This is a genomic window from Dissulfuribacter thermophilus (assembly GCF_001687335.1).
GTDB lineage: Bacteria > Desulfobacterota > Dissulfuribacteria > Dissulfuribacterales > Dissulfuribacteraceae > Dissulfuribacter > Dissulfuribacter thermophilus.
In genome coordinates this window covers 106897-122610 of the sequence record NZ_MAGO01000007.1, presented here as the reverse complement: position 1 = coordinate 122610, position 15714 = coordinate 106897, and the positions used below count along the sequence as shown (strand labels likewise).

Below are 15714 nucleotides of genomic sequence, written 5' to 3'. Positions count from 1 at the left end.
ATCTTAACTTCTTTCATGTAATCAATCTTAGCTACCATCATTCGATCCTAGGTAGCTTGATTATTATTTTTATTGTAAATCCACAAATAAAAATTTATAAAAGACCTAAATACAGCCCAAGTACTCAAGGCAAAGATCCTAGCGATAAGAGAAATATTTCGCAAATCAATATAGAATAAAAGCCCTTTACTTAACAGCTAAAAGTTATAAGAATAAAAATATGACTCAGGACCCATGCTATGCTCAACCAATTGAGATCGCAAAGGATATTTTTTGGGTAGGCTGTGTAATCCCTCAAGACTCCTTTCAATGCCACGTCTACCTCATTAACAATGGGGATGAATCCATCCTAATTGATCCAGGCTCTGTAATCACCTTCTCTGAAACAATAAAAAAGATTTCAGAGATTACCCAGTTGAAAAATATCAAGTACCTCATATGTCATCATCAAGATCCTGATATCACAAGCTGTATCAGCCGCCTTGAAAAACTCATAAACAGGAACGATAAGTTCATTGTGACCCACTGGAGGGCCCAGGCTCTCCTCAAACATTATCAGTGGGAAACTCCATTCTGGCTAATTGATCAAAATGACTGGCAACTAAATTTGAAAAATGGTCGAAGACTGAGGTTCATCTTTACACCATATGCCCATTTTCCAGGTGCTTTTTGCACATTTGATGAGACCACCAAAACACTATTTTCCAGTGATCTTTTTGGAGGCTTTACTAAAACATTTTCCCTATTTGCCCAGGATGAAAACTATTTTGAGGAAATGAAGGTATTTCATGAACACTATATTCCAAGCAAAGAAATTTTATACAATGCCCTGGTGCAAATCGAACGATATAATCCTGAGCTTATCGCCCCCCAACATGGCTCCATTATTAAAAAAGAATTGATACAACCAATGATCAACCGGTTAAAGGAACTTGAATGCGGACTCTTCCAATTTGGTGGTGACTCCAATATTCTTAAGCTTTCCAAGATCAACAGGGTATTGAAGGGAATAGTCGACAATCTTGCTTTAAATCCAAGGTTAATCAATGCCTTAAGGCACATTAAAAAACTCATGGAGGAACTGGTTGCAGTAGATGAATTTCTGATAGTCGCTCCTTTGGAACCAGAGAGACAAAAGCTGGTTCTATTTTCTACAAATTCTAAAGCCTCATACCCAATATTTGTGGAGGAAGAGCAAGAAAAATTTGAGCAACTTTTAGAGATGATGAGAAAAGCAAGAAATATTTCGCTTGAAAAAAAAATAGAAATGCCAAGATGGGGGCTTTGCAATAAAAGCGCAATTATATTTCCTTTAAAAACTAGAGATCATCGATTTATTGGAGGGGCCATTGCCCTTTTAAGACAAAACCTCGATTCCGTAGATACTGCATACTTAGATGTCTTCAAGAGATTTGTTGTGCCCCTTTCTGTAGCCCTAGAAAGAGAATTAAACATACTAGCTGCAGAAGAGGAAAAAGAAAAAGTCTATAAAATTGCAATTATTGATGGACTAACAGGACTATTTAACCGATTTTACTTGAATACAGTAATTGATAAAGAGTTTTATAAAGCAAAACGCCACAATTACCCGCTTTCCATAGCTATTTTCGATATTGACTTCTTTAAAAAGGTTAATGATACTTATGGTCACTTAATTGGAGATTTTATTTTAAAAGAGATCGCAAAAATCATAAAAAAAGGCCTTAGAAAGGGTGATATTGCCATAAGATATGGAGGAGAAGAAATATTGGTAGTATTACCCTTCACTAAAAGGAGTGATGCTCAAAGCGTTGCAGAACGCATAAGAAGGGAAGTGGAAAATAAGGAGTTCAAAGTTGCTGGACTGACTATTAAGATTACCTTGAGTGCTGGGGTCGCGGAAGTTAAGAATGAACACTCCATAAATGAACTAATCAAAAGGGCTGATGAAAATCTGTATCGAGCCAAATATGGAGGTAGGAATAAAGTAATGTAGGAGAACTTTAATGATTAGTTTTCTTTCATATTTTACTTTGTCATTTTTAATATTTTCTTTTATTTTTGGCCAACCAGCTTATGCCAAAAATATTTTTATTTTAATGAGTTATTGTGAAACTGATTCATGTGGAGGCCCACAATATAGGGGAGTTCTAGATGCATTGCAACATGAGGGCCTTAATAAAGCAAAAATTACACGTTATTTTTTAAACTCAAAGACCCTTAAAAAAGATGAGCTAAAAGAGAAAATCAGAATTGCCAAATTTATACATGAGAAACTCAACCCCGACGTGGCAATCGCCATTGACGACCTTGCCTTCCAGGTATTGGCTCCTTATTACGTTAAATCAAATCATGGATATCTAATATTCACAGGGACAAATATTTCACCTGAAGAATATAATAGGCGTTTTTCGTTCCATAAAAACAGAATTCCCACAAAACGTATAACTGGTGTCTATGAAAAATTATTTATCAAAAAACAACTCAAATTCTTCTCCCTTTTGATGAAGAAAAAAATTGGCAAAATTGCCATCCTTTATTCTGATGATCCTGTTGGGAATATGGTAAAAAATCAAATTATTGATGAAATTAAGGGTTCGTCCTACGAAGGCATAGTCTTTCCTGTAAAGGTATCCACCTTAGCAGAAGCAATAAAAGCGGCAAAGGAGATTCAAGAAGACGATGAGGTCAAGGCCTATTTCCCTATTACACTATCCCTAAAGGATAATGTGTCAAATAGACATTTGACCATTAATGAAATAGCCCCAATACTTACGACAATAATCAAAAAACCAGATTTAACTGTAAATGCATCTTTCGTAGACCTAGGGTTTTGGGGAGGAGTCAGTGTAGATTTTTATCACATGGGCTATGAGGCAGGAGAACTTGCATGCCTGCTCCTTAAAGGGTATGACATAAAAAAAATAAAGATAAGAGATGCCAAAAGGGCAATTATAGTCATTAATCTCAAGAGAAATAGAGAATTAAACATCAAAATTCCAACTGTTGTCATGGGGATGGTTGACAGGTTCATACAGTGATTGACCATTTTCTGCCTATTGTCAACATAATTGTTATATGTCTGTCTTTTTTCCTAGCTGCCCTACTAATCGACGTTAAGAGATTTGTGGGAAAGGATGCCTTCCAATATAAGGGAAGGCTTTTTTTTATTAGCCTAGTTTCTTACGGCGTTATTAAAGCCATTAGATTATTTGCTCCATATTGTCCTCCATCACAAACATATTTTTCCATTAGCGCTGTGTTGCCTGCAGTAATTGCTATGCTCCATCTCTTATTAAGGAAAAGAGCTCCTGTTATTTATAAGACATTGATTTTTATAGCTATAATACTTCCTCTTATAAATATTGTCCGTAATTTGCCCTCAGTTACTTTTCTATCGTTGTTCATTATTAGTGGAACATGGTTTTTCTTCAGTGATCAGCGCAAATACGCAAAGCAGAGACGGGTCTCACAGGTTTTGGCCGCAACCGGGGCAATCCTACTGTTATTACTTGGAGCCGAATTTTTATTCTCTGATTTTGCGCCTAGATTTACAGGAGTTCTCGTGCTAATAGAGTTAATTATCCTACTATTGAGCTTAATCTTTGTATTCAACTCCCTTTATAGTAAAAACTTAAATATTCAATTCTATACATTTTTGTTTCTAATTTTATTGAGCGGCTTTATTGCCTTTTATTTCATAAATCATTTCACTCTAGATTATAAACGTCAGTACTTAAAAAATTCTAGGTCCGAATTAAAAATATTTAGAGAAAGAATAATAGAGTTTGAAGATAGGTGTTATAAGGAACTCAAACTCCTCGCATCTCATCCAGTTGTAAAAAATGCAATCAGTTTGGGAGAAAAAGGATGGACAGGGCTTTCCTTACTCGAAATGGAACTCGGTGCATCTACTATTTTTATTATGGACAAAACTGGGACCATCATAGCTTCCTCATCAGATTCTTTCATAGGCAAAAATTTGGGATTCAGAAAATACTTTAAAGAGGCCATCAACGGTAAATCAAATATCTATTTTGGTAAAGGAATTACTACTAATAGGGTTGGTGCCTACTTTGCAAGGCCTTTAACAGATAAAACTGGCTCCATTTCTCATGTACTGGTTATGAAAATGCCATTTGAAAATATTATTAAGTCTGGATTTAATGCCTTAGGCGCTATCATGATTAATCGTGATGGCGGAGTTCTATTAGGTCCAGTGGAAATGGTTGATAATACGCTTTTTGACATTGAGCCAGAAAGGCTTGATGCCTTGAGAAAAAGCAAAATATTTGGAAATGCAGCCTTAACTTCTCTCAAATTTAAACGAATTTCACCAGAGCTCTTAATAGATAACAAAGGGAAAAAATATTTTTTTATTACCTTGCCAATAGAACAGGGACAATGGTTCCTGGCTCAATTAGTGCCTTATAAAAAAATTCTTCAAAAAACAGGTAGTCTTGTTGCAGTCTATTTTGTTTTACTATGCAGCTTTGTATTACTTGCTCTAAAATATTTTCACAATAAAGAATGGATCATCCAGCTCGATAAAGAGATTTCCTTGAGGAAACGGGCAGAGGGACTCCAATACCTCCTGACCTCTATAATTGAAAAAGGTAGTGAGGGGGTCATCATAACAGATAAAAATGGAATAATTGAATATACGAATTCAGCTATTTCTAAAATAACAGGGTATTCCAGGGAGGAACTACCAGGGAAAAATATACGTTTATTCAAAAGCGGAATCCATGGTCAGGACTTTTACGTTACCATGGGGGCACAGCTTAAAAAAGGCCATTCATGGCATGGAAGAATGACAAACAAACGAAAGGATGGCACCTTTTATGAAGCTGATGTAACAATATTCCCCATTCTCGATGAAACTAACCAGAAGAAATACGTCTGCATTCAACGAGACGTAACAAATGAAGTTCAACTGGAGAGGCAATTGTTCCAGGCCCAAAAGATGGAGGCAATCGGCACACTTGCAGGTGGTGTTGCCCATGACTTCAACAATCTACTTACAGCACTCCAGGGATATGCTGAGATAGGAATCTTGAAACTTGAACCAGATGCCCCTGTACAAAAGTATTTTAAACAAATCCTTTCAGTTTGTAAAAAGGCGTCGCAACTTGTAAAGCAACTGCTGATCTTCAGCAGACAAGAAGTATCTGAAAAGGTCCGTCTAAACCTAAACACTACAATTGAAGAACTATTTAAGATGCTCAATAGACTCATTGGTGAAAACATCAATATAACGCTTAGGCTTTCTCCTGAACTTCCTGATATTAATGCAGATCCAGTAAATATAGAACAAATCTTAGTAAACCTTGTGGTAAATGCTAGAGATGCCATGCCAGGCGGAGGCGAGATCACAATAGAAACCAGTGTAATTGAGATTGATGATGAGCAGGCACAAAGTATCCCCAATGCTCAAAGCGGCAAATACGTTAGGCTCTCCATAGAGGATACTGGAGAAGGCATTCCTCGGAAAATTGTAGATAAAATTTTTGATCCATTCTTTACTACCAAAGGGCCAGGCAAGGGCACAGGGCTTGGGCTTAGCGTAGTATATAGTATAGTAAAACAACATGGCGGCTGGGTGAACGTATATTCTGAATTGCAAAAGGGCACAGTATTCAAAATCTATTTTCCCATTGCTCAAAATACTCATCAAGAACCAATTGACAAAGCTGAAGAAACCTCAAAGGACATTGATGGACAAGGAAGAATCATACTCTTTATAGAGGATGAAATTACTGTAAGGAATATTGGTGGAGAATATCTAAGGGACCTAAACTTTGAAGTACTTCTTGCAAAAGATATTAAAGAAGCCCAAAGAATCTATGATGAACACCGCAAGGAGATTTCTGTCATTATTTCCGATCTTATGCTTCCAGATGGTAATGGGTTTGAGTTCATCAAGGAACTCAAACCCAAATGTCCTGTTATATTCTGTACCGGCTATATAAATCAGTTGGATATCAAAACAGAGATCAAAAATCTAGGCTACCATTTCATCCAAAAACCTTATAGCGAAAAGGACCTGGTAGCCATTCTTTCCACATCACTCCAACTATAGCCTGACCTTTAACTCAAAACTCATCACTCAAGGCTCAAAACTTTATCTATAGCTCATCCGGACTTCCAATCCTGCCAAGTACAGCACTTGCTGCTGCTATGGCGGGATTTGCCAAATATACTTCACTTTCAGGGTGCCCCATTCTTCCAACAAAATTTCGGTTGGTAGTGGCAAGTGCCCTTTCACCTTTGGCAAGTATTCCCATGTGTCCCCCAAGACAGGGACCGCAAGTTGGAGGCCCTATAATAGCCCCAGCTTCCAGGAATATCTTTATTAGACCCTCTTCAAGGGCCATGCTATAGATTTCTGGGGTAGCAGGAAGCACAATCAACCGAATACCTTTTGCCACTTTTCTTCCTTTAATGACCTTGGCGGCAATTCTCAAATCTTCTATCCTTCCATTTGTACAACTCCCAATAACTACCTGGTCAATTGGGACAGAGCCTACTTCTGAAATCCCTTTGGTGTTTTCAGGAAGATGGGGAAATGCAACCTGAGGTTCTATCTTTGAACAATCGTATTCTATAACTTTCGTATATTCAGCCCCTTCATCACTGGTATAAACTTTATATTCACGCCTTGCCCTATCCTTTACGTAGGCAAGGGTAGTTTCATCTGGATTTACAAGGCCTGCCTTTCCTCCAGCCTCTATGGCCATATTAGACATGGTAAAGCGATCGGCCATGCCCAGTGCCTCAATTACTGGCCCTGTAAACTCCATTGCCATATAAAGCGCACCATCAACTCCTATATCACCAATGGTATACAAAATTAGATCCTTACCTGTTACCCAGGGTCTAAGCTCACCTTTATAGATAAATTTTATAGATTCAGGGACCTTGAACCACGTCTTTCCAGTGATCATAGTGGCAGCAAGATCAGTACTTCCCACTCCTGTAGCAAATGCCCCGAGAGCGCCGTATGTACAGGTATGGCTATCAGCTCCTATTACAACATCACCAGGTAGTACTATACCCTTTTCAGGCAAGAGACAGTGTTCAACACCTACTTCTCCGCCTTCATAGAAATGAGTGATCCCAAAACGTTTAGAAAATTCTCTTACCATCCGAACCTGTTCAGCACTCTTTATATCCTTATTTGGCGTGAAGTGATCTGCAACAAGTGCTATCTTTTCCGCATCAAAGACCTTGTCTATACCAGAATCTTCTATGATTTTTATGGCAATCGGAGCTGTAATGTCGTTTCCAAGGGCCACATCAACATCAACTTGAATCAATTCACCAGGTCTGACTTCACTTTGATGCGAATGTGCAGCAAGAATCTTTTCGGCTATAGTCATTTTTCTTGGCATAAGTTTCTCCTTTCAAATCACTGCCCTTTTTTGCCCTGAATTGGGATTTGCCTTCATCCTCTCCACACGATTCAGTGCATTCAAGTATGCCTTAACACTTGCAGTTATTATATCAGGATCTGCTCCTTGGCCAGTTACAATATAGCCGTCTTCTTCTAGACGAATACTTACTTCTCCAAGGGCATCTGTCCCACCTGTTATGGAACTTACCTGGAACCTCAAAAGTCTGCTCTTAGTCTTGGTAAGTGATGAAACCGCCCTAAAAGCTGCATCAATTGGTCCTGTACCCATCTCAGCTGTAGCATATTCTACGCCATCTATCTTTATTGCAACTGTGGCTGTAGGCCTAATTCCACTCCCTCCTGCTACGTGCAGATATGAAAGGGAAAATTTGTCTGGAATTCTCCATATCTCCTCAGCCACAATAGCCGCTAGATCTTCTGGAAAGACCTCTTTTTTCTTGTCGCATTGTGCCTTGAACTTTTCAAAAACCTTGTCGATTTCCTCACTCTTTAGTTCATATCCAAGCTCTTCCAGTTTCGCCTTGATGGCATGTCTTCCAGAGTGTTTTCCAAGTACGAGCTCTCCGCTCTCAAGACCCACGTCCTCTGGATTCATAATTTCATAAGTCTGTCTGTCCTTAAGTACTCCGTCCTGATGTATTCCAGATTCATGGGCAAAGGCATTTGCCCCAACTATGGCCTTATTGGGCTGAACTGGCATGCCAGTGAGCTGGCTAACAAGACGGCTTGTAGCTGTTATGTGTTTGGTATTGATATTGGTATAATATGGAAGGAGATCGTGCCTGGTCCTAATTGCCATCACCACCTCTTCCATTGCAGTATTGCCAGCCCTCTCTCCTATTCCATTAACTGTACATTCTACCTGTCTAGCTCCATTGGCTATGGCAGAGAGTACGTTGGCAGTGGCAAGTCCAAGATCATTATGACAATGCACGCTCAAAACTGCCTTATGGATATTTGGCGTATTTTCAACAACATACTTGATCATCCTCGCGAAGTCCCAGGGGATAGCATATCCTACCGTATCTGGAAAGTTTATAGTGGTTGCACCTGCATCAATTACGGCTTCAAAGACCTTACATAGATAGTCTAAATCGCTTCGAGAGGCATCTTCAGCACTAAATTCTATATTTGAGGTATACTTACTTGCATATTTTACGGCATCCCGTGCTATCTCCAGCACCTCTTCCCTAGATTTCCTTAATTTTGCCCTAAGGTGAATGTCGCTAGTTGCAATGAATGTGTGGATCCTAGGATTGGCACCGTCTTTAATAGCCTCCCATGCAGTATCAATATCCTTTTTATTTGCCCTTGCAAGAGCCGCTACTTGAAGTCCCCTGAGTTCCTGACTAAGACGCTTCACCCCTTCAAAGTCCCCAGGAGATGCCACGGGGAATCCAGCTTCAATGACATCGACCCCAAGTTTTTCAAGTGCCCTTCCAATCCGGAGTTTCTCCTCCATGTTGAGAGATACTCCAGGAGATTGCTCACCATCTCTAAGGGTTGTATCAAATATTATAATGTTCTTCATCTTCCTTCACCTTGGCCTTAGTTGCAAAAATGCTTCTATAAATAATAGCCATGGGCCCAGAAATACCATAAAGGATACCCAAAATAAAGAGGGTCACCCTGGGCTCTGTAGCGACTACCATAAGAAACAGAATAAGTGTGACAATGCTCGAAAATGGATGAGCCTCAAACCACTTTACATCCTTAAAACTATAATATCTAACATTACTTATCATAAGGAACGACAAAATATAGACCAGTGTAAGGAATGTGACATGACTAAACTGTCCCTCTATTCCCAAATGGTGACTAAATAGTACTGCAGTCGACACTATACCTGCAGCAGAGGGGCAAGGAAGACCCAAAAAATAACGAGATTGGCCTGTCCCAGAATGGCTAATTGCATTGAATCTTGCAAGTCTCAATGCAGTGGTAGCCACATACAAAAAGGCTGCTAACCATCCAAGCCTTCCAAATCCCTGTAGGCCCCACAGATATGCAAGGATGCCTGGTGCAACACCAAAGGCAACGAGATCAGAAAGGGAATCGTATTCCACTCCAAACTTACTTGTAGTACGTGTGAGCCTGGCAACACGACCATCAAGCCCGTCAAAACATGCAGCTCCTATTATTGCCCAGGCAGAGATGATAAAATCCCCCTTTATGGCTGAAACCATTCCATAGAATCCACAGAATAGACTTAAAGTAGTCAAGAAATTGGGAAGAAGAGTCAACCCCTTTTGTCTGTGTTCTTTTAAAACACCCATTTACCACCTCGCTATTATAGTTTCACCAGCAAAAACCTTTTGCCCAACTTTTACCGAAATATTTGCATCTTTTGGAAGGTATACATCTACCCTTGAGCCGAACCTGATCAGACCAATTCGATCCCCTAAACGCAACTGATCACCTGGTTCTGCCCAGCAGACGATCCTCCTAGCGATAAGTCCAGCCACCTGAACCACCTCTAAAAGTCTACCACATTCATCCTCTATAACTAAACAATTATGTTCATTCTTTGTAAATGCCTTCTTGTGATCTGCTGGCCAGAAACTTCCCTTTCTGTAAGAGATTTCCCGTACCTTTCCTCCTATTGGGCTCCTGTTTACGTGGCAATTGAAGATGTTCATAAAGATGCTAATCTGCATCACTGGTCCATCAACATTGGGACCACTTGTCACCTCTTCAATCCTGATAACCCTTCCGTCAGCTGGTGAACAAACGACATCTCTGCCTGTTGGAGATACCCTTTCGGGATCCCTAAAAAAATAGAGCGTAAAACATGCGAGTACTCCCGTTAAGGCTGCTTCCCATTTTAATCCGAGGATCGCAAATATTAAGGCCCAAAATACAAGGGTCCCGATAAACGGGACCCCTTCTTTAGCAACTGGAATTCGTATATCTTTCAATTACTCTATCTCCGACTACGCACTCCCAGCTATTCAATCCACACGCTAGTCAGCTTCATCCCCACGGCTTAATCCTTCTTTTTTAGCCAACTCATCATGCTTCTCAGCTTCTCACCTACCTCTTCAATCTTATGCTCTTTATTAATTCGCCTAAGGGCATTAAAGACAGGCCTATTCACCTTATTTTCCATCATCCATTCCTTTGCAAACTCTCCAGTCTGGATCTCGGAGAGTATCTTTTTCATTTCCTTTTTGGTCTCTTCTGTAATTATGCGCTTGCCTCTAGTGTAGTCGCCATATTCTGCAGTATCACTGATGGAATAACGCATACGGGCGAGTCCGCCTTCATATATGAGATCCACTATGAGCTTCAACTCATGACAACATTCAAAATATGCTATCTCAGGTTGATATCCTGCCTCAACAAGGGTCTCAAACCCTGCTTTGATGAGCTCACTTACCCCACCGCAGAGAACACACTGTTCTCCAAAGAGGTCTGTCTCGGTTTCTTCTTTAAATGTAGTCTCAATAACTCCTGCCCTAGACGCTCCGATCCCAGTAGCATAGCCGAGTGCACGGCTAAGGGCTCGACCTGTGGCATCTCTCTCTATTGCCACAAGGCTGGGAACTCCTGCCCCGCGTTCATATTCATACCTAACTAGGTGTCCTGGGCCTTTTGGTGCAACCATGGTCACATCGACGTCTTCAGGAGGCTGAATTTGACCAAAGTGGATATTGAAACCATGAGAGAACATCAACATCTTGCCCTTAGTAAGATGTGGGGCTATCGCGTTCTCGTAGACAGATGCCTGTACGTGATCCGGTACGAGCACCATAATAATATCTGCTGCCTTAGCAGCCTCCTCTGCACTCACAGGCTCAAAACCATGTTTTACTGCCAGGTCATAATTGGGAGAACCAGGCCTTTGACCAACAATTACCTTTAATCCACTGTCTCTGAGGTTCTGTGCATGGGCATGGCCCTGACTGCCATAACCAATTATAGCTATAGTCTCATCCTTTATTGCGTCTATTGGAGCATCCTTCTCATAATAAATTTTCATTAATCTCTCCTCTCTAAGCAGTCTTCTTTTCACGAACCATGGCAATGGTGCCAGTACGTGCGATTTCTTTTATACCAATTGGTTTTAGGAGTTCTATTACGGCCTTAAGCTTTGACTCAGGACCAGTTACCTCTATTGTATAGGTCTTGGGACTTACATCCACTACTTTGCACCTGAAGATATCGCACATCCTCAAGACCTCTGCCCTCGTCTCATCTTCTGCCTTGACCTTTATAAGGGCCATCTCACGCTCAACAAATTCGCCCTCACTCACATCTACAACTTTGTAGACATCAATGAGTCGATTGAGCTGCTTAATAATCTGTTCAATAATAAAATCATCCCCTGTAGTCACAAGGGTCAAATGAGAAAGACTGGGGTCAAGTGTGGGAGCCACGCACAAGGACTCAATATTGAAGCCCCTTCCACTAAAAAGCCCTGCGATCCTGGAGAGGGCTCCAGGATTATTTTCCACTAAGACGGATAATGTGTGTCTCATTGCAGTTCTCCTTACACCAAAAGCATCTCTGTTGTGGCCTTGCCCGCAGGAACCATTGGGAAAACCCCTTCTTCCCTGGCAATTGCAAACTCCATAATGACTAGCCCTTCGGTCTCAAGGCCTTTCCGTAAGGTATCCTCTACCTCATCTGGACGAGTGGCCCTAAACCCTTTGGCACCGTAGGCCTCAGCGAGCTTGACAAAATCTGGAACCACCTCGAATTCTGTAGCAGCGTATCGCCTTTCATAGAAGAGTTCCTGCCATTGACGTACCATCCCCAAAAATTGGTTATTTAGAATAACAATCTTCACAGGCAACTTCTGCTCCATGGCAGTGGCCATCTCCTGAATATTCATCTGTATACTTCCATCGCCAGCAACATCTACCACTAGCTTGTCTGGGAAGGCCATCTGAGCACCTATAGCAGCAGGAAATCCATAACCCATGGTACCAAGACCACCTGAGGTCAAAAGGGTCCTGGGTTTATCAAATTTGTAGAATTGGGCAGTCCACATCTGATTCTGCCCTACTTCAGTAGTGATTATTGCCTTTCCATTAGTGAGCTCGTAGAGCTTCTCTATTACAAATTGAGGCTTTATAACGCTGTCATCTTTTTTATAAGATAGTGGATGGCGCTCTTGCCATGCCTTGATCTGATCCCACCAAGGCTCAAGGCGCTCCTTCCACACTTCTTTTGGCCTTCCTTCCTTCTTAACCACTTCCACGAGCTTTTGTAATGCTATCTTACAATCTCCAACTATTGGAATGTCCACCTTGACATTCTTTTGAATAGATGTGGGATCTATATCAATGTGTATGATTTTTGCCATTGGAGCAAAGGCATCGATTTTACCCGTCACCCTATCGTCAAACCTTGCTCCCACAGCAATAATGAGATCTGTATTGGCCATCGTCATATTGGCTGCGTAGGTACCATGCATCCCAAGCATTCCTAAACTCTGGGGATGCGTACCAGGGAATCCACCGAGTCCCATAAGCGTCATGGCAACAGGGGCGTTGATGAGCTCTGCAAGTTCTCTCAGCTCATTATGGGCCTCAGAGATTACCACTCCACCGCCAACGTAAAGGATGGGCCTCTTTGACTGTTCTATTAGCTTATAGGCCCTTTCTATCTGTTTTGTGTGGGGCTTAATTACTGGATGATAAGACCTGAGCTTGATCTTCTCAGGATAATCGAATTCTCCAACCTGGTTCTGCACATCCTTTGGTAGATCGATAAGTACAGGGCCAGGACGACCAGACCTTGCAATATAAAAAGCCTCTTTTAGGATGCGAGGGAGATCGCGGACATCTTTTACAAGATAATTATGCTTTGTACAGGGCCTGGTAATCCCGACAATATCAACTTCTTGAAAGGCATCATTACCTATCAGTCCTGTTGGTACCTGCCCTGTAAACACTACCATGGGGACAGAATCCATATAAGCTGTTGCAATGCCTGTGACGGTATTTGTGGCACCTGGGCCCGAAGTCACAAGACATACGCCAACCTTCCCTGAGGCACGAGCATATCCGTCTGCCGCATGGGTAGCCCCCTGTTCATGACGGACCAAGACGTGTTTGATGGTACCATCTTTGTGGAGGGTATCATAAACGTCAATTATTGCCCCTCCAGGAAATCCGAAAATAACTTCAACTCCTTCCCGTTTAAGGGCCTCTACGACCATTTCTTTTCCGGTCATCTTTGCCATTGGGTCACTCCTATTTGAAAAAAATGAAAATAATATTTATTTCCCTCAAAGAAGAATGTCAAGGACCGGATATTCGAACCTAATATCGAAAACAAAAAACTGACAATTAGTTCGCTACCTCACAAACCCAACGGCCTAACACCTACATATTGCCCTTTTGAACGCTATGGAGTAAACCAATTCTCAATGTCATCATTCAAGAATTGTGTTAGTGCTTACATACTAAAAAATCACTCTAATCCAATGAGATTGATTTACTGTTAATTTGGGTTTAGGTTATTGGTCCAAGAGATGAAACTTAATGAGATTACTATAAAGGATCCCGCCAAGAAGGCAGGAAAATGGTTTTTTTTATGCATAGTGACTGGCCTTTTAGCCGGACTCGGGGCCATTGTCCTCTATGCCTTATTGAATTTCGGACATTCATTTTTTCTAGAACACCTAATAGGACTTGACTTGCCTCATCCTCAGGGAGAGCATCCAATTTTCCATTTTCCTCCTCGACCTTTTTCACCATTACTCCTATTAATTATTCCAACTGTTGGAGGCCTGATTAGCGGTCTTCTAGTTGCCAAATTCTGTCCAGAGGCAGGTGGGCACGGTACTGATGCTGCCATCGTTGCATATCACCGGAATAATGGAAAAATTAACATCAAGGTACCTTTAGTGAAGACTGTTGCATCTTTCTTCACACTCGGTACAGGAGGTTCTGGAGGTAGTGAAGGACCAATTTGTCAAATAGGTGCCGGGATTGGCTCTACACTGGCCCAAAAACTTAAGCTAAGCAATCGCGAAATGAGAATTCTAATGGCTGCAGGTCTAGGAGCAGGTATTGGTAGTATATTTCGAGCACCTTTGACTGGGGCACTTTTTGCCTCGGAAATTCTTTACAAAGAATCCGAATTTGAAGCCGACGTCATAATTCCAACAGCTATAGCCTCAGTCGTAGGATATAGTCTATTTTGCACAGTATTTGGATGGGGCAGCCTTTTTCACGCAGAGGATTTCCCATTTAGAAACGCCTTAGAACTAGGACCATATACGGTTCTGGCCTTTGCCTTGGTTCCCTTTGTAATACTTTTTGTAAAATGCTTCTGGGGCTTCCACGATTTCTTTCAAAAACTCAATATTCCGTTGTGGATCAAACCGGCTATCGGAGCTCTACTCACTGGGATATTAGGATTATTTATTCCGCAAGTAATTGGGTTTAGCTATGGATTCGTTCAGGAAGCATTGAACCACCACGTTTCAATTTATCTCCTGTTAGTTGTTGCATTGGCCAAAATTCTTGCCACTTCATTCTCTATTGGCTCTGGGGGAAGTGGTGGCGTGTTTGGGCCAAGCGTTGTCATCGGAGGATGCGTTGGAGGCGCTGTTGGTATGGCGTTCCACAATATACTGCCAGGAATTGTAACAGAATCGGCACCTTTTGTAATAGTAGGTATGGCAGGTTTTTTGGCGGGAAGTTCTAACGTACCCATTACTGCAATCATAGTAGTGAGTGAAATTACCAGTTCTTATCATTTACTGTTACCAAGCATGCTAGTGTGCAGCCTATGTTTCTTCCTGTGCAAACGTTGGAATCTTTACAGGGCCCAAGAACCTAATAAAGTCGCTTCTCCTGCCCACAGAGGCGAATTCTTCACCAACATCTTGGAGGACATAAAAGTAAAGGATATTTTTAATCCCAGGAAGGTCTATGCAGTTATCCCTGAAGACATGAACTTCTCTCAGTTCTGCAAGTTTTTTTCCAAAACAGAACAACATTACTTCCCAGTAGTAGATAAAAATGGAAAGCTTTCTGGAATTTTTTCAATTAATGACATCCGACATTGCATATTTGCAGAAGACCTTAGTCATATAGTGATAATGAGAGATGTTGCAAGAAAAGACGTTATCAAAACAACTCCCTCTGAAGACGTGAATACCCTGCTAAAAAAATTCACTATTCGAAATATTGATCAAATTCCAGTGGTCAGCGACGATGATCCAGGTGAATTCCTAGGAATGATTTCTAGAAGGGAAGTCATTGACTTTTACAATCGGCGAATTGAAAAAATTCAACGTGAATCCCAGGAAAAACAAGAACGCTACATTCCTTTTTAATAGTCACTCACCGAGTTTT

The 15714-nt window shown here is 41.1% G+C and carries 11 protein-coding genes; 4 read left to right on the top strand and 7 right to left on the bottom strand.

Features of this window, described 5'->3' with window-relative positions; translation table 11 throughout:
* Positions 1–220 precede the first annotated feature (220 nt).
* The 3 genes from DBT_RS07480 to DBT_RS07470 all read left to right on the top strand — a co-directional run bounded on the left by DBT_RS07480 (position 221) and on the right by DBT_RS07470 (position 6061).
* The gene (locus DBT_RS07480) at positions 221–1975 is read left to right on the top strand and encodes an oxygen-binding di-iron domain-containing protein (RefSeq protein WP_067618567.1); all 1755 of its coding nucleotides are present in this window, start codon (positions 221–223) and stop codon (positions 1973–1975) included.
* A 103-nt stretch (positions 1976–2078) separates the two neighbouring features.
* Positions 2079–3020, top strand: a complete 942-nt coding sequence (locus DBT_RS07475) for an ABC transporter substrate-binding protein (protein ID WP_161939935.1) — start codon at positions 2079–2081, stop codon at positions 3018–3020.
* The gene (locus DBT_RS07470) at positions 3017–6061 is read left to right on the top strand and encodes an ATP-binding protein (protein ID WP_067618561.1); all 3045 of its coding nucleotides are present in this window, start codon (positions 3017–3019) and stop codon (positions 6059–6061) included. Before DBT_RS07475 ends, DBT_RS07470 begins: the two co-directional genes overlap by 4 nt.
* A 46-nt stretch (positions 6062–6107) precedes the next feature.
* Here DBT_RS07470 and leuC read toward each other — a convergent pair whose 3' ends face one another.
* The 7 genes from leuC to ilvB form a co-directional block, all read right to left on the bottom strand.
* Positions 6108–7373 (bottom strand): 3-isopropylmalate dehydratase large subunit, encoded by a 1266-nt coding sequence (gene leuC / locus DBT_RS07465; protein WP_067618558.1) that lies wholly within the window; start codon positions 7371–7373, stop codon positions 6108–6110.
* Positions 7374–7385: 12 nt separating this feature from the next.
* Positions 7386–8927 carry a 2-isopropylmalate synthase gene (locus DBT_RS07460; RefSeq protein WP_067618555.1) on the bottom strand — a complete coding sequence of 514 codons (1542 nt, stop codon included), beginning with the start codon at positions 8925–8927 and terminating at the stop codon, positions 7386–7388.
* Complete coding sequence (gene pssA / locus DBT_RS07455; protein WP_067618552.1) at positions 8905–9672, bottom strand: CDP-diacylglycerol--serine O-phosphatidyltransferase; 768 nt, start codon at positions 9670–9672, stop codon at positions 8905–8907. Before pssA ends, DBT_RS07460 begins: the two co-directional genes overlap by 23 nt.
* Positions 9673–10314 carry a phosphatidylserine decarboxylase family protein gene (locus DBT_RS07450; protein ID WP_067618549.1) on the bottom strand — a complete coding sequence of 214 codons (642 nt, stop codon included), beginning with the start codon at positions 10312–10314 and terminating at the stop codon, positions 9673–9675.
* A gap of 68 nt (positions 10315–10382) precedes the next feature.
* Entirely contained in the window at positions 10383–11378 is a 996-nt protein-coding gene (gene ilvC, locus DBT_RS07445; RefSeq protein ID WP_067618546.1) for a ketol-acid reductoisomerase, read from the bottom strand.
* Positions 11379–11391: 13 nt separating this feature from the next.
* Positions 11392–11877, bottom strand: a complete 486-nt coding sequence (ilvN, locus tag DBT_RS07440) for an acetolactate synthase small subunit (protein ID WP_067618543.1) — start codon at positions 11875–11877, stop codon at positions 11392–11394.
* Between the two features lie 11 nt (positions 11878–11888).
* A complete protein-coding gene (gene ilvB, locus DBT_RS07435; protein WP_067618540.1) occupies positions 11889–13589 on the bottom strand; it encodes a biosynthetic-type acetolactate synthase large subunit in 1701 nt (566 codons plus the stop codon).
* Positions 13590–13880: 291 nt separating this feature from the next.
* Between ilvB and DBT_RS07430 the strand changes: the two genes are divergently transcribed.
* Positions 13881–15695: a chloride channel protein gene (locus DBT_RS07430; RefSeq protein ID WP_067618771.1), complete on the top strand. Its 1815-nt coding sequence runs from the start codon at positions 13881–13883 to the stop codon at positions 15693–15695.
* Positions 15696–15714: the final 19 nt, after the last annotated feature.